General features: G+C 70.9%; 26 protein-coding genes. 16 read left to right on the top strand and 10 right to left on the bottom strand.

Going from position 1 to position 20,354, the window contains the following annotated elements; translation table 11 throughout:
- The 5 genes from Q1K57_RS13475 to Q1K57_RS13455 form a co-directional block, all read left to right on the top strand.
- The coding region (locus Q1K57_RS13475; RefSeq protein WP_300083478.1) for a glucose PTS transporter subunit IIA at positions 1 to 801 on the top strand (801 nt) is incomplete at its 5' end.
- Positions 802 to 879: 78 nt separating this feature from the next.
- Positions 880 to 1,713, top strand: coding sequence for a PRD domain-containing protein (locus Q1K57_RS13470; RefSeq protein ID WP_300083476.1), 834 nt, complete (start codon positions 880 to 882; stop codon positions 1,711 to 1,713).
- Between the two features lie 54 nt (positions 1,714 to 1,767).
- A complete protein-coding gene (locus Q1K57_RS13465) occupies positions 1,768 to 2,646 on the top strand; it encodes a hypothetical protein (RefSeq protein ID WP_300083474.1) in 879 nt (292 codons plus the stop codon).
- Positions 2,633 to 3,001, top strand: a complete 369-nt coding sequence (locus Q1K57_RS13460) for a GntR family transcriptional regulator (protein ID WP_300083472.1) — start codon at positions 2,633 to 2,635, stop codon at positions 2,999 to 3,001. The genes Q1K57_RS13465 and Q1K57_RS13460 overlap by 14 nt, the downstream gene beginning before the upstream one ends.
- Positions 2,998 to 3,639: an aspartate/glutamate racemase family protein gene (locus Q1K57_RS13455; RefSeq protein ID WP_300083470.1), complete on the top strand. Its 642-nt coding sequence runs from the start codon at positions 2,998 to 3,000 to the stop codon at positions 3,637 to 3,639. The genes Q1K57_RS13460 and Q1K57_RS13455 overlap by 4 nt, the downstream gene beginning before the upstream one ends.
- On the opposite strand, the gene Q1K57_RS13450 is transcribed toward Q1K57_RS13455, so the two are convergent.
- From Q1K57_RS13450 to Q1K57_RS13435, 4 genes are read right to left on the bottom strand one after another with little or no spacing between them, the layout of a single operon-like run.
- The gene (locus tag Q1K57_RS13450; RefSeq protein WP_300083468.1) at positions 3,640 to 4,260 is read right to left on the bottom strand and encodes a response regulator transcription factor; all 621 of its coding nucleotides are present in this window, start codon (positions 4,258 to 4,260) and stop codon (positions 3,640 to 3,642) included. It lies immediately after the preceding gene.
- Entirely contained in the window at positions 4,257 to 5,456 is a 1,200-nt protein-coding gene (locus Q1K57_RS13445; protein ID WP_300083466.1) for a sensor histidine kinase, read from the bottom strand. The genes Q1K57_RS13450 and Q1K57_RS13445 overlap by 4 nt, the downstream gene beginning before the upstream one ends.
- A gap of 5 nt (positions 5,457 to 5,461) precedes the next feature.
- On the bottom strand, positions 5,462 to 6,298 hold the full coding sequence (locus Q1K57_RS13440; protein WP_300083464.1) for an ABC transporter permease: 837 nt from the start codon (positions 6,296 to 6,298) through the stop codon (positions 5,462 to 5,464).
- Between the two features lie 30 nt (positions 6,299 to 6,328).
- Positions 6,329 to 7,201 carry an ABC transporter ATP-binding protein gene (locus tag Q1K57_RS13435; RefSeq protein WP_300083462.1) on the bottom strand — a complete coding sequence of 291 codons (873 nt, stop codon included), beginning with the start codon at positions 7,199 to 7,201 and terminating at the stop codon, positions 6,329 to 6,331.
- A gap of 285 nt (positions 7,202 to 7,486) precedes the next feature.
- On the opposite strand from Q1K57_RS13435, the gene Q1K57_RS13430 reads away from it, so the two are divergent.
- From Q1K57_RS13430 to Q1K57_RS13410, 5 genes are all read left to right on the top strand, one after another.
- Positions 7,487 to 9,016 carry a TrkA C-terminal domain-containing protein gene (locus Q1K57_RS13430; RefSeq protein WP_300083482.1) on the top strand — a complete coding sequence of 510 codons (1,530 nt, stop codon included), beginning with the start codon at positions 7,487 to 7,489 and terminating at the stop codon, positions 9,014 to 9,016.
- A gap of 25 nt (positions 9,017 to 9,041) precedes the next feature.
- Complete coding sequence (gene msrA, locus Q1K57_RS13425) at positions 9,042 to 9,569, top strand: peptide-methionine (S)-S-oxide reductase MsrA (protein WP_300083460.1); 528 nt, start codon at positions 9,042 to 9,044, stop codon at positions 9,567 to 9,569.
- Between the two features lie 109 nt (positions 9,570 to 9,678).
- A complete protein-coding gene (locus Q1K57_RS13420) occupies positions 9,679 to 11,247 on the top strand; it encodes a sodium-dependent transporter (protein ID WP_300083458.1) in 1,569 nt (522 codons plus the stop codon).
- Positions 11,244 to 11,405, top strand: a complete 162-nt coding sequence (locus Q1K57_RS13415; protein WP_300083456.1) for a methionine/alanine import family NSS transporter small subunit — start codon at positions 11,244 to 11,246, stop codon at positions 11,403 to 11,405. The genes Q1K57_RS13420 and Q1K57_RS13415 overlap by 4 nt, the downstream gene beginning before the upstream one ends.
- 23 nt (positions 11,406 to 11,428) lie before the next feature.
- Positions 11,429 to 12,178 (top strand): PIG-L family deacetylase, encoded by a 750-nt coding sequence (locus Q1K57_RS13410; protein WP_300083454.1) that lies wholly within the window; start codon positions 11,429 to 11,431, stop codon positions 12,176 to 12,178.
- A gap of 125 nt (positions 12,179 to 12,303) precedes the next feature.
- Here the strand turns inward: Q1K57_RS13410 and Q1K57_RS13405 are convergent, their stop codons facing one another.
- Entirely contained in the window at positions 12,304 to 12,477 is a 174-nt protein-coding gene (locus Q1K57_RS13405; protein WP_300083452.1) for a hypothetical protein, read from the bottom strand.
- Between the two features lie 98 nt (positions 12,478 to 12,575).
- Between Q1K57_RS13405 and Q1K57_RS13400 the strand changes: the two genes are divergently transcribed.
- Complete coding sequence (locus tag Q1K57_RS13400) at positions 12,576 to 12,740, top strand: hypothetical protein (RefSeq protein WP_300083450.1); 165 nt, start codon at positions 12,576 to 12,578, stop codon at positions 12,738 to 12,740.
- Between the two features lie 3 nt (positions 12,741 to 12,743).
- On the opposite strand, the gene Q1K57_RS13395 is transcribed toward Q1K57_RS13400, so the two are convergent.
- Together Q1K57_RS13395 and Q1K57_RS13390 are read right to left on the bottom strand one after the other, a co-directional pair.
- Positions 12,744 to 14,357 carry a DUF885 domain-containing protein gene (locus Q1K57_RS13395; RefSeq protein ID WP_300083480.1) on the bottom strand — a complete coding sequence of 538 codons (1,614 nt, stop codon included), beginning with the start codon at positions 14,355 to 14,357 and terminating at the stop codon, positions 12,744 to 12,746.
- A 120-nt stretch (positions 14,358 to 14,477) separates the two neighbouring features.
- Positions 14,478 to 14,942, bottom strand: coding sequence for an NUDIX domain-containing protein (locus Q1K57_RS13390; RefSeq protein ID WP_300083448.1), 465 nt, complete (start codon positions 14,940 to 14,942; stop codon positions 14,478 to 14,480).
- Between the two features lie 84 nt (positions 14,943 to 15,026).
- On the opposite strand from Q1K57_RS13390, the gene Q1K57_RS13385 reads away from it, so the two are divergent.
- Positions 15,027 to 15,737, top strand: coding sequence for a glycerophosphodiester phosphodiesterase (locus Q1K57_RS13385; RefSeq protein ID WP_300083446.1), 711 nt, complete (start codon positions 15,027 to 15,029; stop codon positions 15,735 to 15,737).
- Between the two features lie 2 nt (positions 15,738 to 15,739).
- Here the strand turns inward: Q1K57_RS13385 and Q1K57_RS13380 are convergent, their stop codons facing one another.
- Positions 15,740 to 16,657 (bottom strand): hypothetical protein, encoded by a 918-nt coding sequence (locus Q1K57_RS13380; protein ID WP_300083444.1) that lies wholly within the window; start codon positions 16,655 to 16,657, stop codon positions 15,740 to 15,742.
- A 193-nt stretch (positions 16,658 to 16,850) separates the two neighbouring features.
- Between Q1K57_RS13380 and Q1K57_RS13375 the strand changes: the two genes are divergently transcribed.
- On the top strand, positions 16,851 to 17,432 hold the full coding sequence (locus Q1K57_RS13375) for a YetF domain-containing protein (RefSeq protein ID WP_300083442.1): 582 nt from the start codon (positions 16,851 to 16,853) through the stop codon (positions 17,430 to 17,432).
- Here the strand turns inward: Q1K57_RS13375 and Q1K57_RS13370 are convergent.
- Positions 17,410 to 18,066 carry a GNAT family protein gene (locus Q1K57_RS13370; protein WP_300083440.1) on the bottom strand — a complete coding sequence of 219 codons (657 nt, stop codon included), beginning with the start codon at positions 18,064 to 18,066 and terminating at the stop codon, positions 17,410 to 17,412. The genes Q1K57_RS13375 and Q1K57_RS13370 overlap by 23 nt on opposite strands.
- A 90-nt stretch (positions 18,067 to 18,156) precedes the next feature.
- Here Q1K57_RS13370 and Q1K57_RS13365 point away from each other — a divergent pair, with 90 nt between their 5' ends.
- A complete protein-coding gene (locus Q1K57_RS13365) occupies positions 18,157 to 18,705 on the top strand; it encodes a YbaK/EbsC family protein (RefSeq protein WP_300083438.1) in 549 nt (182 codons plus the stop codon).
- Positions 18,706 to 18,744: 39 nt separating this feature from the next.
- On the opposite strand, the gene Q1K57_RS13360 is transcribed toward Q1K57_RS13365, so the two are convergent.
- Positions 18,745 to 19,002, bottom strand: a complete 258-nt coding sequence (locus Q1K57_RS13360) for a hypothetical protein (protein ID WP_300083436.1) — start codon at positions 19,000 to 19,002, stop codon at positions 18,745 to 18,747.
- Positions 19,003 to 19,118: 116 nt separating this feature from the next.
- Here Q1K57_RS13360 and Q1K57_RS13355 point away from each other — a divergent pair, with 116 nt between their 5' ends.
- Both Q1K57_RS13355 and Q1K57_RS13350 read left to right on the top strand, forming a co-directional pair.
- Positions 19,119 to 19,457 (top strand): PadR family transcriptional regulator, encoded by a 339-nt coding sequence (locus tag Q1K57_RS13355; RefSeq protein ID WP_300083434.1) that lies wholly within the window; start codon positions 19,119 to 19,121, stop codon positions 19,455 to 19,457.
- On the top strand, positions 19,454 to 20,335 hold the full coding sequence (locus tag Q1K57_RS13350; RefSeq protein ID WP_300083432.1) for a DUF1648 domain-containing protein: 882 nt from the start codon (positions 19,454 to 19,456) through the stop codon (positions 20,333 to 20,335). The genes Q1K57_RS13355 and Q1K57_RS13350 overlap by 4 nt, the downstream gene beginning before the upstream one ends.
- The last annotated feature ends 19 nt before the right edge of the window (positions 20,336 to 20,354 follow it).

The following is a 20,354-nucleotide window of genomic DNA, read 5'->3' as shown; positions in this document are numbered from 1 at the left end:
ATCGTGGGCGGCGTCCTGGGAGGCATCCTCTGCGGCGCCATGCAGGTGAAGATCTACGGCACCGGCGCGGCCTCAGTTCTGACCCTCCCGATCGGGTTCGGCGACCCCATGGGGTTCGGTTCGACCTTCCACTGGCTGGTCATCGCGACGGCGATCGGCTTCTTCACCGGTCTGCTCGGCACCTTCTTCTTCGGCATCTCCCGCGAGGAACTGGTGAAGGACCGTGAGCAGGCGCTGCTCGAGAAGGAGCACGCCCGGCACGGTGACAAGGTGTCGGGCGGAGCGGCGGCCGCTTACGCCGCGACCACGGCTGCCGGTGCGGTCGAGGGGAGCGTCGCCACACTGTCCGACGTGGACACCGAGGTGCTCGTCCCCGTCGCCGGCACTGTCATCCCGCTCGCGGAGGTCTCGGACAAGGTGTTCGCCTCCGGCGCGATGGGGCCGGGCTTCGCGGTCATCCCCGACGACGGCGCCATCGTCGCCCCGATCAGCGGGACGGTGCTCGTGTCGATGGGTCACGCCTTCGGCATCAAGTCGGCGAGCGGCGTCGAGGTGCTCGTGCACGTCGGGATCGACACGGTCCAGTTGAAGGGAGCTCCGTTCAGCCATGTGGTCGCCCAGGGCACGCAGGTGCGCGCCGGTGATCCACTCGCGGTGGCCGACCTGAACGCGATCGACGCCGCCGGCCTCGACAACACGACGGTGGTCGTCGTGACCAACGCCAGCCGGTTCGCCAAGGTGGAGGTGCTTGCCGAAGGGCCGGCGTCCATGCGGAACACGGGCCTGGTGGTCGTCAACTGAGGCAATGGATGCGGAGGGGAGGCCACGCCGAGGGTGTGGCCTCCCCCACACTGGTGAGCAGGAGGGGGTGCGCCAACCATGCGGGTCACGCGCGTGCTGAACAACAACGCCGTGATGGTCGAGTCGTCCGGTGAAGTCAGGATCGTGCTCGGCAAGGCCATCGGCTACGGACTGAAGCCCGGCGACCTGGTCGACCCCGATCGGGTGACCGAGACGTTCGCCCCCGATGGCTCACACCCCGTGGACAGCCTGGTGGCCTTCCTCTCCGAGGTTCCGCTCCGGGTCGTCCGGGTGGCGCGCGCGATCGTCGAGCGGGCGGCGTCCGATCTGGAGACCCCCGTGACGCAGGCACTCATCCTCACGATGGCCGATCACCTGCACTACGCGCTCGAGCGGCTCGACCAAGGCATCGCGTTCGCATACCCGCTGCGGTGGGAAGTGGCCCAGCTCTACCCGCGCGAGCTGAGTGTCGGCCGCGAGGGGGTCCGGCTGGTCGGCGACCGGCTCGGACGGCAGTTGCCCGACGACGAAGCGGTCGCCCTCGCGATGCACCTGGTGAACGCCCGCTTCGCGCGCGCCGGCCTCGACGCCACCGTCCGGATGACCGAGCAGATCGGGCAGATCCTGCGCATCGTCGAGTCGTCGCTGGGCGTCCAGCTCGACCCGGACTCCATGAGCGTGGCGCGCTTCGTGACCCACCTGCGCTACCTGTTCGTGCGGATGCACGACCGGCGGCTGTTCGCGGACGCCTCGTCGGGTCTGCTCGCTGCGATCCGCAAGGCACACCCGGCCGCCTACGCCTGTGCCGAGCGGATCGCCGTGGTCCTGCGCCTGGACGAAGCGGCCCTCACCCAGGACGAGTTGCTCTACCTCACGCTGCACGTGGCACGTCTGTCCCAGGACATGGCTTGACGCCACGCTTTGTACTGCTACGATTGATACATAAGGCAGTACAAAGGAGGAGTCATGGACGGCTACGGCATCGCCTTCGCGGTGCTGCTGGGGGCGATGGCGGTGGTGCTCGCCAACGTGCAGGCGTTCGCCTCGGACGCGGTGCGCCGCGAACGCTACGTGCGGGGCGGGGTGCTGAAGCCGGGGGACACCCCGGACGTGGACGCCACCGCCGCCTTCATCGCGCGGGAGAAGGCACGGGAACGCCTGGCGCTCGCGGGCAGCGCGGTGGTGGTCGCCGTGGCGGTGGTGGCGCTCGCTCTCGCCGGACCTCCCCCCACCGTGCAAGCGGTGGGCTTCGTGGTGCTGACGGCCGCCTTCTTCGGTCGGGCGGTGGTGATCGCCGTGCTGGGTGCCCGGGAGGCCCTGGACAACCGCGCCCCCGGGCCCCGGGCGTCCCACGGCCGGGTCGGCAGCCTGGGCGACTACGTGTCGGTGCTGCCGTGGGGGCTCGCCGCCGTGCTGCACCTGGCCTTCCTCGCGGCCTACGTGCCGCGCTCGCTCGCGCTGCGTCCTGACCTCGCGGGTTGGGTGCTCGCGCTGGGGAGCATCAGCCTGATCGCCCTGGTGGGGGCGTGGCTCCTGGCCCTGTGGGTGGCGCGGCAGCCGCAGCTCGCGGCCAGCGCCGGCGAACTCGCGTGGAGCGACGCGATCCGGTCCCGTGACCTCACCGGCCTGCTCCTCACCGGCCCGTTCCTCGCCGTGGGCGTCTCGATCTCGGCCTTCGCCTACGGCGGTTCCGGGTCGGCCGGCGAGCCTGTCGGCTGGCTCCCGGCGATCACGGTCGGCTACCTCGTCACCGTCGGAGCGGTCGCGATCTGGGGTGGCGTGCTTGCGCGGCGCCGAGCCACGCCCGGACCGAGGACGGGGGAGCTCGACCATGCTCGTCGTTGACCCGGCCCTGCCGACACCTCCGTTCGAGCAGATCAAGGCGCAGATCACAGCGCAACGCGCCTCGGGCGAGCTGCCCGCGAGCCACCGGCTGCCCCCCGTCCGGCACCTGGCGGCGGAGCTCGGCGTGGCCCCCAACACGGTGGCGCGGGCCTACCGCGAGCTCGAGGCGTCCGGGATCATCGAGACACGGGGCCGGCACGGATCCTTCGTGACCGGGACGCTGGCGTCCAGCCGCAAGGAGGGGGCCGCGGCGGCGCGTGCCTACGTGGAGCGCATCCGGGGGCTCGGATTGGAGGAGTCCGACGCGATCGGCTTCGTGAGGGATGCGTTTGGGCCTACCCTCGAACCATCATGACGACCATCGCCTTCCTGCACACCTCACCCCAGCACATCGCCACGTTCGACGCGCTCGTGGCCGACGCCGACCCACAGGCGAAGACCCTGCACCGGGTCGAGAACCAGCTCTTGGCCCAAGCGCGTCTCGCGGGCGCCGACGCAGTCTCCGACCAGGTTGCCGCGGTGCTCGACGACCTCGCCGCCGAGGGGGCCGACGTCATCGTCTGCACCAGCCCCGCGATCGCCGGCGTGGCCGAGCGGGAGGGCGCCTCCGTGCCCGTCCTGCGCGTCGACCGGCCCGTCGCGAAGGACGCCGTCGCCTCCGCCCGACGCATCGGCGTCGTGTCCGCGCTGGCGTCCGCTCTCGTGCCCACCATCGACCTCCTCAAGGAAGAGGCCAAGGCCGCCGGCACCGAGATCGAGATCGTGCCGGTCATCGTGGCGGGGGCCTGGCTCGAGTTCGAGGCCGGCGAGGAGGAGCTCTACGCCGAGGCCGTCGCCAAGGCCACCCTTGACCTGGCTGAGCGCACCGACCTCGTGGTCCTCGCGCAGGCCAGCTTGATGGGGGCGCTGAAGCATCTGCCGGAGCAACTGCACGTGCTCGTCAGCCCGCCGCTGGCCGTCGCCGCCGCCCTCGAGCTGGCGCAGAAGGGCTGATCACACCCAGCCGTTCTCGGTTGCCAGCCGCAACGCCTCCGCGCGGTTGCGGGCGCCCAGCTTGCTGATGGCGCTGCTCAGGTAGTTCCTGACCGTGCCTTCGGAGAGGTGCACCGTCGCGGCGATCGCGCCCGTCGACGCCCCACCCGCCGAGGCGGCCAGCACCAGCGCCTCCCGCTCGCTGAGCGGACACGCACCGATCGACAACGACGCCACCGCCAGATCCGGATCGACCACCCGCAACCCGGACGCCGCCTTCCGGATCCCCTCGATCAGCCGGTCGATCGGGGTGTCCTTCACGAGGAACCCGACCGCTCCCGCCTCCATCGCCCGCCGCAGATAGCCCGGCCGGCCGAAGGTCGTGAGCACGACCACCTTCGCCGCCGGCGCCCCGGCGAGCAGGGCCGGCAACGCCTCGATGCCGTCCTCGGCAGGCAGGCCACCGTCGGGCATCTGCACGTCGAGCAGCACCACGTCCGGCCTCGTCTCGGCGCACACCTCAACCGCCTCCGCGCACGTGCCCGCCTGGCCGACCACGGTCAGGTCGTCCTCGATGGCCAGCGTCGTCGCCAGTGCCGTCCGGATCAGCGTCTGGTCGTCCGCCACCACGATCCGGATCATGCGTCCTCCTCCTCGGTCGGCCCGTCGCTGGTCGAGCCCCTCTCGCTGGTCGAGCCGGTCGAGACCGCTGCGGCCGGCGAAAGCTCCAGCCGCACCGTCGTGCCGTCGCCACCGGTCACGATCAGACGGCCACCGGCGGCGTCCGCCCGCTCGGCGAGACCGCGCAGACCGGTACGCACGGCGTCCGGGCGCAGGCCCACGCCGTCGTCGCGGATGGTCACGGACGCGTCGTCGGCCGCGATCGTGCACACCGACGCCCCCGCGTGCCGCACCACGTTGGTGACCGCCTCGCGCACGACGTAGCCGAAGAGTTCGGAGCGGGCGTCGTCGAGGACCGGCAGGGCGGACGGCGTCCGGCACTCGACGCCGGCCGCCTCCAGCACCGACCGTGCGGAGGCCACCTCGCTCGCCAGCCGCACCTCGCGCATCGCGGACGCCGTGGCGCGCACGTCGGCGAGCGCCTGGCGGGCCACGGCCGCGAGGGCATCGATCTCGGCCCGAGCGGCGTCGTCGGAGCGGCCGACCAGGCGGCGGGCAAGATCGGCCTTGACGGCGATCGCGGTGAGGGAATGGCCGAGGATGTCGTGGAGGTCGCGGCCGATCCGTTCGCGCTCGGCGGCGACGGCGAGAACGGCGGTGCGTTCCTCGGCACGCTTGAGGGCCGCCTCGATCCGGCCGCGCTCGATGCCCGACCCGATGCCCCACCCCATCGTCAACCCCAACAGGGACATGACCACGCCGAAGGTGTCGCCCGCTGCGAGCGCCCACGCGAGCGCGAGCAGGGAGGCCGCCACGATCACGATCCGGGCCTTGCGCCACGCCATGAGCACCGCGACGACGGACGTCACGTAGGCGATGAAGTAGGTGGCGCGGGCATCGCCGTCGGTCACCCAGCCCAGCGCGACGATGCACCCGATCAGGCCGGCGATCCACAGCCATCGGCCCGTTTCACTCCAGTGGGCTACGAGGCTGGTCCCGAGGAAGAACACCAGGATGCCCACCGCGCACAGCGGTGCCAGCACCCAGGTGAGCGGCGTGTAGCCCTCGGCGAACAGGAACGGCACGAACACGAACAGCGAACTGGGCAGGAAGTAGCCCGCTCCCTGCGCCAGGGCGCGCCGCCACCAGGGCAGGCCCACGGCCCCCGGGTCGAACGCGGGGGCCGTGAGGTCGGGATCGAGGTCGGTGTGTGCCATGAGGTTCAGCGGCGGGAGGTCCGCACGGCCCGACGGTAGCCCAGGGCGCCGAGAACGACGAGCGAAACCGTCCAGATGCCGATGACCCACACGCCCTGCCACGGGAAGTCGCCCCCGGCGATCGGCCAGGTGCCGATCCGGCCGGCCCAGTAGGAGGGCAGGGTCCGGCCGATCGCGGCCATGGCGTCCGGCATCAGGTCGAGCGGGAACCAGAGCCCGCCGAGCATCGACAGGGCCAGCATGGTGAGGGTGGTCGCCGCGCCCGCGGCCGCCTGCTTGAGCCACAGCCCGATCACCAGCCCGAGGACGACCATAGGCAACAGCGACACGAGGATGAGGGCGCCGGATGCCGCCCAGGTGCCGGCGTCCATGCGGACGCCGCGGGCCGCGCCGGCCACGAACACGGCGCCGATGGCGGGCACGATGACGGTGACGGCGACGGCGATCTTCGCGACGAGGAACTGCGCCGGCGTGAGCGCCGTGAGCATGAGCTGCCGGAACCAGCCGGTCGCCCGCTCGGTCTGGATCTGCGCGCCTGCGCTCATCGCCGCGCCGAGGGCGCCATAGGTGGCCATCGTGACCATCATCACCGCGGCGACGCTGGCGCCGTTGTTGGCGCCGGACTGTTGGTCGCCGTAGATGTTGGCGAAGAAGAGGTACATGGTCGTCGGCATGGCGACGACGAACGCCAGGAACGCCCAGTCGCGCAGCGTGGCGAGGACGCTGTGCGCCACGTAGTGCGCGACGTGCCGCACGGCAGGGGTCGGGCGATCGGTGGGGGTGGCGGTGTCCCTCGCGGGGGAGGCGGAGGGGGCGGGAGCGGCGGTGGTGAGCGTGTTCATGGGATGTCTCCTTGGGGGATGGTGGTGCGGTCAGGCGACCAGTTCGAGGAAGGCGTCCTCGAGCCGGGGGGCGGTGACCTCGACGTCGCGGACGGCCGGGTTCGTGAGGAGGGCGCGCAGCGTCTGGTCGGAGTCGGAACAGGTCAGGAGCCAGCCGCCGCCTTCGGGGCGGGCGGCAACGACACCGGGCAGGGCGGCCCAGTCGGCCTCCGGGCCGGCGAAGCGCACGTGGCGTCCGCCGACGATGGCCTTGATCTGGGATCCGGTGCCGTCGGCGACGATGCGGCCGGCGTTCATGACCACGATGCGGTCGGCGAACTCGTCGGCCTCGTCGAGGTAGTGGGTCGCGAAGACGACGGTGCGGCCGCCGGTGGCGAGGTCGTCCATGGTGGTCCAGAAGCGGCGCCGGGCGTCGACGTCCATGCCCACGGTGGGCTCGTCGAGGATGAGGAGGCGCGGGTCGCCCATGATGGCGAGACCGAACCGGAGCCGCTGTGCCTGCCCCCCGGAGAGCTTGCCGACATTCGACCGCAGGATGGAAGCGAGATCGGCGCGTTCGATGACCTCGCCCAGGGGCAGCGGGTGCGCGTGCAGGCCGTGCATCATGCCGAGCAGCGCTTTCACCGGGATGTCGGCGAGCAGAGAACCGTTCTGCAGCATCGCCCCGATGTGTCCTCGCCGAACGGCCTCGCTCGGTGCTTGGCCGAACACGTGCACGGATCCGGAGTCGGGCTTCACCAGCCCGAGAACCATTTCGGTCGTCGTCGACTTGCCGGCGCCGTTCGGCCCGAGCAGGGCGAGGATCTGGCCGGCGGGCACGTCGAGATCGAGGGCGTCGACGGCGACGAGGGTGCCGTAGCGCTTCACGAGCCCGCGGAGGGTGATGGCTGCTGTGTTCGTCATGACTCCAGCGTTGCGTCGCCCGGTAGCGCGTCCCAGAGGCCGGTGTCACCAGTCGCGGGTGACAGCTGTCATGCCCGCCCCTCCGCATCCCAGCACGCGACGTTTGCTGAATCGTCGCGCAGGCGGGAGCGGGGGCGCTGCGTGCTGGGATCCGGAGGGTTCGGGCGATCGTCCGCAGTGCGAAGCCGGCGGCGGGCAGGCGGCCGCGGGTGCAGACTGGTGGCCGTCCCCGACGAGGAGGTTCGCGTGCTCGACGCACTCGCAGCCCACCCGCTGCTCGTTCTGATGATCACGATCGCGCTGGGCGGCCTGTTCGGGCAGATCCCGTTCGGTCCCGTGCGCTTCGGCGCAGCCGGGGCGCTGTTCATGGGGCTGGTGGTGGGAGCGCTCGATCCGCGGTTCGGCCAGGGGCTCGATCTCGTGAAGTCCCTCGGTGTCGTCCTGTTCTGCTACACGGTCGGACTCGCGGCGGGCACCACCTTCCTCTCCGACCTCAAGCGGCAGTGGCACCTCATGGTTGCCGGCACCGTCGGGCTGGCGGTGATGGCGGGCGCTGCCTCAGGGTTGGCGCGGCTGGGCGGCCTCAGCCCCGCGCACGTCGCCGGCCTGTACGCCGGCGTCCTCACCTCGCCCGCCATCGACACCGCCATCGCGGTCACCGGCGGTTCGAGCGACACCCTCGTCGGCTACGCGCTCAGCTACCCCACGGGCGTCGTCGTCGGCATGGTGCTCGTCGCGCTCGTGGTGGGGCGCCGGTGGCCGGGCACGGGTGACAGCCCGTCGCTGGCGGAGGCCGGCCTCACGGCGGACAGCGTGCGGGTGGAGCACGAGACCGAACTCGCCGACATTCCCGGTTACCTCACCCAGGCCATCAAGATCTCCTACCACGAGCGCGCGGGCGACATCCGCGTCCTCGCGCCGGGGCAGGCGCTGCGCCCGGGCGATCGTGTCCTGGTCGTCGGTAACCCCGACGACGTCGCGCGGGCGGCATCCGTGCTGGGCCACACCAGCAAGCACAAGCTCACCCTCGACCGCCGCGACGTCGACTTCCGCCGCTTCGTCGTGTCGAACCCGATCCTGTTCGGGCACACCGTCTCCGACCTCAACATGACCGGCGAACTGCAGGGCATCGTCACCCGGGTGCGCCGCGGCGACATCGACATGCTCGCCCGCGACGACTTCGTCCTCCAGCCGGGGGATCGCGTCCTCGCCGTCGTACCGCGCGCGCAGCTCGAGGGTGCGGCCACCTTCTTCGGCGACTCCGAGCGGCGCGTGTCCCAGGTGGACGCCCTCAGCCTCGGCCTCGGCATCTGCCTCGGCCTGCTCGTGGGCTTCGTGACGATCCCGCTGCCGGGTGGGCTGCGGTTCGGCCTGGGCGCCGCCGCGGGACCGCTCGTGGTGGGCATGGTGCTCGGCGCCCTGCACCGCACCGGACCCTTCCGCTGGGACCTGCCCCACGCCGTCAACGCCACCACCCGCCAGGTGGGGTTCATGGTGTTCCTCGCGAGCGTCGGGCTGGCGTCGGGGTACTCGTTCCTGCACGAGGCGTTCACGCTCACCGGGCTCACGGTCGTGGCGCTCGCGGCGGTTGCCCTCGTCATCGGCGCGGTGGTGCTCATCGCGGCGGCGTGGCTGCTCAAGCTGTCGGCGCAGCGCACGGCCGGGGCGCTCAGCGGCTTCATCGGGCAGCCGGCGATCCTCGCCTACGCGAATGCGCGGGTCAACGACGAGCGGATCGGCTCCGCCTACGGTGCGTTGTTCGCGCTGGGTACGATCGTGAAGATCCTGCTCGTCCAGCTCATCGCGCTGGCCTGAGCGTTCGCTGACCAGGAGGAACGCCGTGACCGACGACGGAACCATCACCCAGCGCGACGGCCTCGAGACGGCCGTGCTCGCCGGCGGCTGCTTCTGGGGGATGCAAGACCTGATCCGGCGCCAGCCGGGCGTCGTCGCGACCCGCGTCGGCTACACCGGCGGGCACAACGATCACGCCACCTACCGCAACCATCCGGGTCACGCGGAGGCGGTCGAGATCGTCTTCGACCCGGCGGGCACCACCTACCGCGCCATCCTTGCCTTCTTCTTCCAGATCCACGATCCCTCAACCCTCAACCGTCAAGGCAACGACCTCGGGACCAGCTACCGGTCGGCCATCTTCCCCCTCACCGACGAGCAGGAACGCGTCGCGCGCGCCACGATCGCCGACGTGGACGCCTCGGGGTTGTGGCCCGGCAAGGCCGTCACCACGATCGAACCCGCGGGCCCCTTCTGGGAGGCCGAGCCCGAGCACCAGGACTACCTCCTGCGCATCCCGAACGGCTACACCTGTCACTTCCCGCGGCCCGGCTGGGTGCTCGGGCACGCCTGAGGGCCCGGCCCGGGGAGCGCCGGGCGCACGGATGCTGAGACGTGCCAGTCGCCGCGGCGTCCGGGAGTAGCTTTGCGCGTCGTCCATCGCAGCTCCCGAAGGGACCACCATGTCCAACACCGAAGCCGCGCCGGCCCGCGAACAGTTCTCGGGCCAGTTCGGGTTCCTGATGGCCGCCATCGGATCGGCGGTCGGCCTCGGCAACATCTGGCGCTTCCCCGGCGTCGCCTACACCCACGGCGGCGGGGCGTTCATGATCCCCTACATCGTGGCGTTGCTGACGGCGGGCATCCCGATCCTGATGCTCGACTACGCGCTCGGCCACCGCTACCGCGGCTCCGCGCCCGCGGTGTTCCGGCGGCTGGGCAAGCGGTTCGAGGTGATCGGCTGGCTGCAGGTGGCGATCTGTGTGGCGATCATGAGCTACTACGTGATCGTGCTCGCCTGGGCCCTGCGCTACATCGGCTTCTCGACGACGCTGGCCTGGGAGGCCGCCGACTCGCCGACCACCTTCTTCGTGTCCGACTTCCTCCACCTCTCCGACCCCGGCTTCGCCCTCACCCTCGACTGGGCCGTGTTCTGGCCGGTCGTGATCCTGTGGGCGCTGACCGTCGCCGTCATGGTGGGCCGCGTCTCCCGCGGGCTGGAGTGGCTCAACAAGATCGGTGTGCCGCTGCTACTCGTCATGTTCCTCGGCCTGGTCGTGCGCGCGGTGTTCCTGCCCGGCGCGATGGAAGGGCTCAACGCGTTCTTCACCCCCGACTGGGCTGCCCTGGCCGATCCGGCCGTGTGGGTGGCCGCCTACACGCAGATCTTCTTCTCGCTGTCGATCGCGTTCGGCATCATGCTCACCTACTCCAGCTACCTCAAGACCCGCACGAACCTCGTGCCGACGGGGCTCGTGGCGGCATTCGCCAACAGCTCGTTCGAGCTGCTCGCCGGGTTCGGCGTCTTCGCGACCCTCGGCTTCATGGCCCACACCCAGGGCGTCGGCGTCGATGAGCTCACGGGCGTCACCGGCGTCGGGCTGTCGTTCTTCACGTTCCCGCAGATCATCAGCTCGATGCCCGGCGGACAGATCTTCGGCGTCATGTTCTTCGGCTCGCTGCTCATCGCGGGCTTCACGTCGTTCGTGAGCATCCTCGAGGTGATCGTCGCGGCCGTGCGCGAGAAGTTCGCCATCAGCCGCCCGGTGGCGGTGGCCGTCGTGTCCGCGATCGGCTTCGTCGCGTCGGTGGTGCTCTTCACCACCACCAACGGGCTCAACGCCCTCGACATCGTCGACGCCTTCGCCAACAACATCGGCATCCTCGCTGCCGCGGTCTTCGAGTGCGTGGTCGTCGTGCTCGTCGTGCGCAACCTGAAGGACCTGCAGCACCACCTCAACCAGACGTCCACCCTGCATCTGGGGGGCTGGTGGCGTTGGCTCCTCGCCCTGAACGCCGTCGTCCTCACCTACATCTTCGTGGTGACCGCCTTGCGCTACGCGGTGGAGGGCTACGACCCTGCGTCCTACCCGGCCTCGTTCAACCTGGCCTTCGGGTGGGGCACGGTGCTGTTCCTGGCGGTGGCCGCTGTCGTTCTGACCATGCTCCGGTGGCGCACCGAGGTCGACCGGTTCACCCCGGTGCCCCTCGAGCCGTACACCGACCGCAAGGGTGAGGAGGTGTCCGCATGACCCCCGCCGCGTTGATCATGATGGTGGTCGCCATCCTCATCATCTGGGGTGGCTTGGTCTTCTCGACCGTCTTCCTGGTGCAACACCCCCTGGGCGCCGAGCCGCACCCGCTCGACGACCACGATTACGACCGCTACCCGCCGGAGTACGAGGTCTGAGCCGACCTGCGTAGGCTGCCGCCATGAGTCGAGCCGCCGCACTGCTGGACGCCGCCCGTCGCGTCCTGTTCGTCCACGCCCACCCGGACGACGAGACGCTCGCGAGCGGCGGCCTCATCGCCGACCTCGTCGATCGAGGGGCTGTGGTCGCCGTCCTCACCGCGTCGCGCGGCGAGCAGGGCGAGGTCGTGCCCGGTTCGCTGCCGGCGGGTATCGACCTCGAGGCGCACCGGGAGGCCGAGGTGGCCGGCGCCTGCCGCGTGCTCGGCGTGGCGCACCACGCCTTTCTGGGGCAGCCCCCCGCCCGGGCGGCCGGCCGGCCCAGCCGCCACTACACCGACTCGGGCATGCGCTGGTGTGATGCCGCCGAGACCTTGGCCGGCCCCGGCGAGAACGCAGGCGCGGACGCCCTCAGCCTCGCTGACCCCGCCGAGGTGGCCGCCGACATCGCGGCCTACGCCCGCGCCGTCGGTGCCGACCTGGTGATCTCCTACGACGACGCGGGCGGCTACGGCCACCCCGACCATGTCGCCCTCGCGGCACCGAGCCGAGCGGCGGCGTCCGAACTCGGGGTGCCGTTCCTCGAGATCGCCACCGACCCGGACAGCGCCGGCCACACGGTGGAGACCCACCATCAGCTCGAGCGCGTCGCCGAGGCGCTGCGGCACCATCGCACCCAGCTGGTCGTCGAGGGCGACCAGGTGGTGCACGTGGGCGGGCAGCGGCAGGCGATCCAGCTCGTGTTCACACTGCGGGAGCCCGGGGCGTCCTGAGGCGGGTCAGGACTGGAGCTTCGGCCACGGCCCCGACCCTCACGGGTTCACGACCTGGTCGAGTCGGCCACGAGCACCGAGGAGTCGTCCTCGCCGCCCGAAAGGTGTTGCTGCACGGCCTGCTCTTACATGGGCATCCAGGTGATGCTCTCGCCCGAGCCACGCGCGCCCTGGGCGACCAGCGAGTCGGGCTGCACCGTGACCGTCACCGGTTTGCCGTCCTCGTCGAGCGTCACCTCCCAGTGGCCGTCGACGAAGTTGATGTGGTCATCGATCCACTGCGGACCGCTGTGCCCCACGGCGGCCAGCGCCGAGATGAGCCAGCGCTGGCCGGGATGTCGCCCTGGAAGAGGTCCTTGGGGTTAGGCGGGGCACGTCCCCGGGAGGAGGATCACAGATGCGACGACGCACGATCATGGGCGCCGCGCTGGGCACGGTGATGCTGGCCGTGTCCGGCTGCACGCCGGCGGAGTCACTCTTCGACACGGGCACCGTCAGCCTCTATCGCGCCCGCGTGGGCACCGACACCTGCACCGACGCGGCGCTCGGCCTCGACGGCTGAGGGTCAGCCGAGCAGGGCTCGACGCAGCACGTCCATGGGGACAGAGCCGATGTTCAGCGCCCGGGTGTGGAAATCCTTGAGGGAGAACTCCTCGCCCCTCGCCTGGGCCGCGGCGGCGGCGTCGGACCGGATCTGCTCCCACAGGCGCTGGCCGACCTTGTAGCTCGGCGCCTGGCCGGGCCAGCCCAGGTAGCGGTGCAGCTCGAACCGGAGGAAGGCGTCGTCCATGTTGACGTTGTCCTTCATGAGCTGCCACGCCTTGTCGTAGTCCCACGTGCCGCCCCCGTAGCGGTCGAAGGCCGGCTTGCTGAGGTGGACACCAAGGTCGAGCACCACGCGCGTGGCGCGCAGGCGCTGCGCGTCGAGCATGCCGAACCGGTCGCCCGAGTCGTCGAGGAAGCCGAACTCTTCCATCAGACGTTCGGCGTAGAGCGCCCAGCCCTCGCCGTGGCCGGACAGCCAGCACACCTGCCGGCGCCACCAGTTCAGCTCGGCCGCGTTGAAGACCGCCTGGCCGATCTGGAGGTGGTGACCGGGAACTCCCTCGTGGTAGACGGTCGTCTTCTCACGCCATGTGTTGAATTCGGTGACCCCCTTGGGCACGCTCCACCACATGCGGCCGGGGCGCGTCCAGTCGTCGGTGGGGCCGGTGTAGTAGATGCCGCCGTTCTGGGTCGGGGCGATCATGGCCTCGATCGTCTTGACCGGGGCGGGGATGGCGAAGTGGACGCCGTCCAGCGCGGCGATGGCCTCGTCGGCGGTGGCCTGCATCCACGTCTTGAGGGCCGCGGTGCCGTGGATCTTGCGGGCCGGATCGGCGTCGAGGGCGGCGACGGCATCGGAGACGGAGGCGCCCGGCCCGGCGATCTCGCGGGCGACAGCCTCCTGCTCGGCCGTGATACGGGCGAGTTCGTCGACACCCCAGTCGTAGGTCTCGTCGAGGTCGATCGTGGCCCCCACGAACTGGCGGGAGGCCCGCTGGTACCGCTCGCGGCCGGCCGCGTCGTCGGCCCGGGCAGCTGGGGCGAGCTCGGTGCGGAGGAACTCGGCGAGCCCCGCGTAGGCCGCACGGGCAGCGTCCGAACCCCGCGCGAGGTCGGCGGCGAGGCCGTCGGAGGGGAGGGCGCCCTGGGGCTGGGCGCCGGCGGTGAAGGTGGTGAAGAAGGACTCGTCGGGGTCGGCGAGGCCCGTCGCCTCGGCGATGCCGAGCTCGACCTGGCGCAGAGCGGGAACATTGCCGGCGGCGATGCCTGCGCGGAGGCAGGCGGTGTAGCCGTCGATCGCGCCGGGCAGGGCGGTGAGGCGGGCAGCGATGTTGGCCCACTGCTCTTCGGTGTCGGTGCCCATGAGGTCGAAGATGTCGCGCAGACCTTGGAGTGGGGAGTTGATGTTGTTGAGGTCGGCGGTGTGGTCGCCGGCCTCGTACTGCTCGATCTCGAGGCCGAGGCGGTCGCGCATGGCGGCGGCGGTGACCTCGTCGACGGCGTCAACCGGGGTGAATGTGGCCAACTGCGCGAGGGTCTCGCGGTTGAGCTGCGCGAGCTCGGCCTGGGCGTCGGGGGAGAGGTCGTCCATGAGGTGGTCGCGTCCGGGGACACCGAGGTAGCTCGCGAACATCGGGCTGTGGTCGACCAGCTTGGCCGTGTAGTCGTCGGCGAGGCGGTCGATGGCGCTGGTTTCTCTCACCTGCGGCACGCTACCCGCGTGCGGGGCGCCAGCGCAGGGTGCGGCCGGTCATCACTCATCAGTTGAGAGGGTCGGCTGGGGGGTGGCGCCGACGAGTTCGAGGGTCCAGTGGACCAGGGACTCCAGAGGCAGGTCGGTCATCTCGGCCGGGGTGAACCACTGGGCGCGGAGCGTGCTGCCGTCGATCTCGTCGGTGAGCTCGCCCCCGGTGACCCGGGCGCGGGAGACCACCCGGACCAGCCGCAGCGGCCTCTCAGAAGCGGTGATGCGTTCGGCGGGGTCGATGTCGATGATGGCGACACCGAGCACCGGGCCGATCTCGGCGTCGTAGCCTGTCTCCTCTCGGATCTCGCGGACGGTGGCGTCGATGATCTGCTCGCCCCACTCGACCCCGCCGCCGGGGAGGCTCCAGTGGGGCTCGATGCCGCGGGCCTCATCGCCCTGCCAGAGGGTGAGGAGGATGCGGTCGTCCTGCTCGATCCAGGCGTAGGCGCCGACGCGGCCATCGGGAAACATGAGGGCATCGTCGCACGGGATGGGCGAGGGTCCAACGGGCGGATCGGTGCCGAGCGCCAGGAGCCGCCTGCCACCATGAAGGGCGTGACGGAGATCTGGGGGCATCGCGGCGCCAGCGCCTACGCGCCGGAGTGCACCCTGCCCGCGTTCGAGCTGGCGCTGGAGCAGGGCGCGGACGGTCTCGAGTTCGATGTCCAGCTGACCCGCGACGACCAGGTGGTCGTGATCCACGACGAAACACTCGAGCGCACCACGGACGGCACCGGGTGGGTCGCCGACCACAGTCTCGCCGACCTGCGCGCCCTGGACGCATCGGCTGGCATGGCCGGGTTCGCGGGAACCGGCATCCCGACGCTCGATGAGGTGCTCGAACTCGCGGGGGGCGTGACGCTCAACATCGAGCTCAAGAACTCGCGCATGCGCTACAAGGGGCTTGAGGAACGCGTGCTGCAGATCGTCGCCGACCACGGCGTGGGAGATCGGGTGGTCCTGTCGTCGTTCAACCACTACTCCTTGCGGCACCTCATGCAGCTGGGCGCGCCCTACCCGCTGGGTGCCTTGTACTCCGATCCGCTGTTCCAGCCGTGGAAGTACGCCCGCCGCCTCGGCGTGACCTGCCTCCATCCGCCCCTGCGGGCCACACGGCGCAAGCTGGTCGAGAACTGCCACGCGCTGGGCATGCGCGTGCACGTGTGGACCGTCAACGACGTGCCCGACCTGGAGCGGATGGCCGGGCTGGGCGTCGACGCGGTGATCACGAACAACCCGGACGTGGCCCGTTCCGTCGTGGGCTGACCTCACGCCGGAGCGGCGCGCAGCAGGGTGGCTCGAATCGCCACGATCGCCTGCACCGCTGCGGCGAACTCATCGGCGTGCTGGAGCACCCACCCGGCGGCGACGCGCACCACCTGCCAGCCGAGCAGGGTGAGGTCGAGGTCGCGCTCGCGGTCGGACAGGAATGCGGCCAGACCGCCGTGGTGCTCGTAGCCGTCGATCTCGATCGCGAGCAGCAGGTCGTCGAAGGCGATATCGGGGTAGGCGAACCTGGTCGCGGTGCGGGCCACGGCTCGGTTGGCCAGCCAGCCCTCGATGCCGTGGTCGCGCAGCGCGCGCTGGGCCACCCGCTCGGCCGCCGACCACGGTTCGTCGCGCGAATCGCGCAGGATGCGGCGGAGTTCGGCGTTGCCCGGCAGGCGATACCGATCGAGCACGCTGTTCAGATCGGTCAGTGTCACCCCTTGTCGCAGGGCGTTGTCGACCGCATCGCTGCCGCGCTCGCGGGCGAGATCGACCGCGGTGACGGCCGGGGCGGTGATGCGCACCGCGACCCGGTCGGCGGCGGGGACGTCGCCGTCGCTCCACGTGGCCACGTCGTCGGGGGCGATGCGCCGGCGGACGAGCCGGTAGCCGCGCTGTTGGGTCTGCAGCCGGTGACTGGTGGCCGTGATCACCTCGTTGGCCTCGGCCACCCGCCAACCGAGGGCGACCTCGGCGCTGGGGCCGATGAGGATCGCATCCGGGTCGGCCGTGATCAGGGCCAACACCCGGACGCGGAAGTCCGTCGCATCGCCTTGGGCCGCGTAGATGCCCGGCCAGACGGCGACGACCTCGCCGCGGCGCTTCGCGCTGCGGAGCGCCCAGGCGAGCTCGGGATGGGTGCGGAGCGCCACGACTCCCGCCCGGTCGCGGAGGGCCTGTTCAAGTTGTTCCTGCACGCCCTGCACATTCGCCCTCGGGGGCATGAATCCGTCACGCCGGAGGAAATCCCCAGGGGTGGGGCGAGTTGTCCACAGGATTCCAGCATGCGACGCGCACTGAAACGTCGTGGGGAGCCCCGGCGGTGGGTTGCGTGCTGGGTTTCGGTGGGGCGTGCGCCGTACCGGCCGGCCTCAGGCTTACGTTGGCCCCATGAACGTCGACTGGGTCTCCCTGTTCTCTGCCATCGACATCCCGTGGCTCGAGAAGGTCGTGCGCACCGTGGCCGTCTACCTCGGTATCGCCGTCCTCATCCGTCTGGCCGGCAAGCGGCTCATGGCCCAGATGAACTCGCTCGACCTGGTGGTCGTGCTCCTGCTGAGCAACGTCGTTCAGAACGCGATCATCGGCGAGGACAACTCACTCGTCGGCGGACTGCTGGGCGCGGTGGTGCTCGTGGCCGTCAACGCCGGCCTCGACCGGCTCGCGCAAGCGCACCCAACCCTGCATGCGGTGATCGAGGGGCGACCGACCCACGTGATCGCCGACGGGGAGGTCGACGAGGGTGCCCTGTCCCGCCTCGGGATGACGAGGGATGAGCTGCTGATCGGCCTCGGTCGTCAAGGCGCTGACGAGCCGGGGGAGGTGGCGCGTGGCCTGCTCACCCCCGGCGGCGACTTGCTGGTCGACCTCAAGCAGGGCGAGCGCTCGGCGACCCGAGACGAACTCGAGCAGGCCGTCGCCGAAGTCAAGGCTCACATCGACGCTGTGCTCAACCGTCCTCGAGACCGATGAACGTCCGCACGGCCTCGACGCCCTCCACCTCGATCGCCGGACCGGGCACGAAGTCCTCCTTGATCAGCAGCAACCGTCTCGTGGTCGAGCTGTCCCCGCGCCGCGTCTGCCAACTCCTGCCGTTGTCCTTGTAGCCGAGTTTCTCGCTGACCCGCAGCGACGCCGGGTTGTCCGTGAACGCCGCGGACGTGACGAACTCGAAGTCAAGATGGTCGAACAGCAGGGCGCACATGGCCTGCCGCATCGCGGTTCCGATGCCGCGTCCCTGGAACCGTCGGCCCAGCCATGAGCCCGTCTCACCGAACCGCAACGTGAGGAAGTCTCGTGTCGCGACCCCCTGCACGCCGACGACGTCCCCGTTCCACAACGCGCACAGATCGAGCGACCACGCGTCGGTCGCCCAGGTGGCCATGCCCCGCCACCACCACTGAAGGTAGTTGAGGGGCAGGTCGGCGTCGGTCGCGTCGGTCCACGGAAAGGCGAACGGCATGGCCTCCGGGGCATGCACTCCGCCCTTCACCACGTCGAGCAGCGCCAGCACCTCGGGTTCGCCGATGCCACGCAGCTCGAGCGGACCGCTCGTCACCCGCAATCCCAGCGGCGGAAAGATCTCGACAAGTCGGGGGTCAGTCATGCCACGAAACTCCCACGCACGCGCCGGGCGTGCAACTGTTCACGCTCGCCGCTGCCACCCGGTCACGATCAGCGCGCTGCCCGTGCGAGGATGACGCGCATGAACGTGTTCGGACGTCTCGCTCCCCTCCCCGCCCGCGAACACCCCGAGTTGCTGGCCGACCCCGTTGCGCGAGCCTTGTCCGTGTCAGCGCCCAGCGCCCTGGTGGCCGCCATCGATCCCGCATTCGCCGACACCGAAGCCCTCTGCGCGAAGTATGGCGTGCCCATGGAGGCGAGCGCCAACGCCGTCGTCGTGCGAGGCACTCGCGCCGGCGTCGAGCGCCACGCAGTGTGCATGACCCTTGCCCATCGCCGTGTCGATGTGAACGGTCTCGTCCGTCGCCGCCTTGAGGCGCGCAAGGCTTCCTTCGCCCCCATGGACTATGCGGTTGAAGTCACCGGCATGGAGTATGGCGGCATCACACCCGTCGGCGTTCCGGCTGATTGGCCCATCTGGGTGGACGGCGCCGTCGCGGACTCCGACTGGCTCTGCATCGGTTCGGGAATCCGGGGTTCGAAGCTGTTCCTCTCCGCGGCCGACCTCCTCGCCCTGCCCAGCGCCGAGCGGGTCGAGGGGCTCGCCCGCGACATAGCCTGAGAGTCGGCGAACAGCCGACGGTCTCGGCGGATCAGTGCGTCACCAGGCGCCGCCTCCGCCGCCCCCACCCCCGCGGCCGGGCTTGCGACGCAGGTCCTGTTCGGTGAGCTGCTCAGGTTCGCCCACGGGGCCGCCCTCGCTGATCATCTTCTTCTCCTCCGGGGAGGGCACGGGCTCGGGGTCTTCGCCGCCCGAGTAGAGCATCTGCTGGGCCTTGTCGTCGGAGACCGGTCCCTTCACTTCGGATTCGCCGTGGCCGGAGGCGATGTCGCCGCCGTCCTTCTTCTCCTCGCTCATCGCGCTTCTCCTTCTCCGTCGGTGTCCCCACCCTAGTCATGACGGGTGCGCCCACCGCGATACCTGATCCAACCAAGATACTTGCAGCGCAAGGTACCCGGCGCTACCATGAAACGGTGTCAGCCGATGATCCGCACACGACCCAGATCCGCAAGGGAGTCGTCGAACTCGCCGTGCTCGGCCTCGTCGCCGACGGCCCGACCTACGGCCAGCAGCTCGTGGACGAACTCGCCCAGCGCCCCGGCCTGGCCGTCCCCGCGGGCACCGTCTACCCGCTCGTCTCCCGCCTCCTCAAGGACGGGGCGATCGCGTCCACCTGGCAGGAGTCGCCCGTGGGTCCGCCCCGGAAGTACTACCGCCTCACGGACGCCGGCCGCGCCGCCCTCGCCGCCCAGACCGAAGCGTGGCGCCAGGTCCGCGACACCCTCGACCACATCCTCAAGGAGTCCCGATGATCACCACCCTCTCCGCCCTCGCACCCGCGACCCGCGCGGCCGCCGAGTCGTGGCTCGCCACCGCAACCGGCACCCTGGACGCCGATCTCGCCGCCGGGTTGCGCGACGAGCTCCAGGGGGCTCTTCTCGAGGGGCTGGACGTCGACGCCACCCCCGCCGACGTGGCCGCCCTCGCCGCGCGGATCGGCCCCCTGGCCGACGATCCGGTCGGTGCCCCGCACGACCGTCGTGTCGGCACCTTCGCCGGCATCCCCTACGACTGGCGCCCGCCGACCGGTGCGCGGATCAAGGCCAACCTCTGGGACCCGGCCAGCGACCGGCTCTTCAAGCCACGCAGCTTCGGCGCCGGCTGGGATCTCAACTTCGGTGCGCTCGCCGTGAAGCTCGGCCTCCTGGAGCCCGACGCCGAGGATGCGCCGTTCACCCAGACGCCGGACGCCGCCTTCGCCCTCGCGGCCGCCCTGCCTGCCGCGCTCGCCGCGGCGGTGGGCTTGCACTACGCGGCCCGGTGTGCGTCACTCCCGGAGCGCCTTCCCAGCCATTGGAGCCTCGCCGGACATCCCGATCGCTGGATCGCCAAGCGCCGCGCGGCGGCCCAGGATGTCGTGCTCACCACGGCGGCGGCAGCAGCCTCCGCCGCTGCCGCCGCGAGCCGTGGTGACCGCCCGTCCCGCGCAGGGGTACAGGCCGTTGCGGCGACCTTGGCCACGATCGGCGCGTTCGTGACCGTCCAGCGCTCCTTGGATGACAAGCCGCGCTGGTGGGTCGCGCCCCTCTTCGCGAAGCTCGCCTTCGGAGCCGCCGGCACCACCCTGGTCGGCTTGGCTCTTGCCGGTCGCGCGGCCGAACAACGCCGCGACCTGGGGAGCGCCTCATGATCGCCTACCGGCCCACACC

The sequence above is a fragment of the Propioniciclava sp. genome, from assembly GCF_029977985.1.
GTDB lineage: Bacteria > Actinomycetota > Actinomycetes > Propionibacteriales > Propionibacteriaceae > Propioniciclava.
This window is presented reverse-complemented; position numbering and strand designations above follow the sequence as displayed.

Bases quoted from the DNA above. Each gene is read 5' to 3' on its own strand.
- Q1K57_RS13415 (WP_300083456.1), top strand. From the start codon at position 11,244: ATGACCCCCGCCGCGTTGATCATGATGGTGGTCGCCATCCTCATCATC.
- Q1K57_RS13435 (WP_300083462.1), bottom strand. From the start codon at position 7,201: ATGACGAACACAGCAGCCATCACCCTCCGCGGGCTCGTGAAGCGCTAC.
- Q1K57_RS13370 (WP_300083440.1), bottom strand. From the start codon at position 18,066: ATGACTGACCCCCGACTTGTCGAGATCTTTCCGCCGCTGGGATTGCGG.
- Q1K57_RS13430 (WP_300083482.1), top strand. From the start codon at position 7,487: ATGATCACGATCGCGCTGGGCGGCCTGTTCGGGCAGATCCCGTTCGGT.
- Q1K57_RS13420 (WP_300083458.1), top strand. From the start codon at position 9,679: ATGTCCAACACCGAAGCCGCGCCGGCCCGCGAACAGTTCTCGGGCCAG.
- Q1K57_RS13350 (WP_300083432.1), top strand. From the start codon at position 19,454: ATGATCACCACCCTCTCCGCCCTCGCACCCGCGACCCGCGCGGCCGCC.
- Q1K57_RS13440 (WP_300083464.1), bottom strand. From the start codon at position 6,298: ATGAACACGCTCACCACCGCCGCTCCCGCCCCCTCCGCCTCCCCCGCG.
- Q1K57_RS13360 (WP_300083436.1), bottom strand. From the start codon at position 19,002: ATGAGCGAGGAGAAGAAGGACGGCGGCGACATCGCCTCCGGCCACGGC.
- Q1K57_RS13395 (WP_300083480.1), bottom strand. From the start codon at position 14,357: ATGTTCGCGAGCTACCTCGGTGTCCCCGGACGCGACCACCTCATGGAC.
- Q1K57_RS13445 (WP_300083466.1), bottom strand. From the start codon at position 5,456: ATGGCACACACCGACCTCGATCCCGACCTCACGGCCCCCGCGTTCGAC.
- Q1K57_RS13460 (WP_300083472.1), top strand. From the start codon at position 2,633: ATGCTCGTCGTTGACCCGGCCCTGCCGACACCTCCGTTCGAGCAGATC.
- Q1K57_RS13455 (WP_300083470.1), top strand. From the start codon at position 2,998: ATGACGACCATCGCCTTCCTGCACACCTCACCCCAGCACATCGCCACG.
- Q1K57_RS13365 (WP_300083438.1), top strand. From the start codon at position 18,157: ATGACGCGCATGAACGTGTTCGGACGTCTCGCTCCCCTCCCCGCCCGC.
- Q1K57_RS13390 (WP_300083448.1), bottom strand. From the start codon at position 14,942: ATGTTTCCCGATGGCCGCGTCGGCGCCTACGCCTGGATCGAGCAGGAC.
- Q1K57_RS13400 (WP_300083450.1), top strand. From the start codon at position 12,576: ATGCGACGACGCACGATCATGGGCGCCGCGCTGGGCACGGTGATGCTG.
- Q1K57_RS13465 (WP_300083474.1), top strand. From the start codon at position 1,768: ATGGACGGCTACGGCATCGCCTTCGCGGTGCTGCTGGGGGCGATGGCG.
- Q1K57_RS13450 (WP_300083468.1), bottom strand. From the start codon at position 4,260: ATGATCCGGATCGTGGTGGCGGACGACCAGACGCTGATCCGGACGGCA.
- Q1K57_RS13470 (WP_300083476.1), top strand. From the start codon at position 880: ATGCGGGTCACGCGCGTGCTGAACAACAACGCCGTGATGGTCGAGTCG.
- Q1K57_RS13375 (WP_300083442.1), top strand. From the start codon at position 16,851: ATGAACGTCGACTGGGTCTCCCTGTTCTCTGCCATCGACATCCCGTGG.
- Q1K57_RS13410 (WP_300083454.1), top strand. From the start codon at position 11,429: ATGAGTCGAGCCGCCGCACTGCTGGACGCCGCCCGTCGCGTCCTGTTC.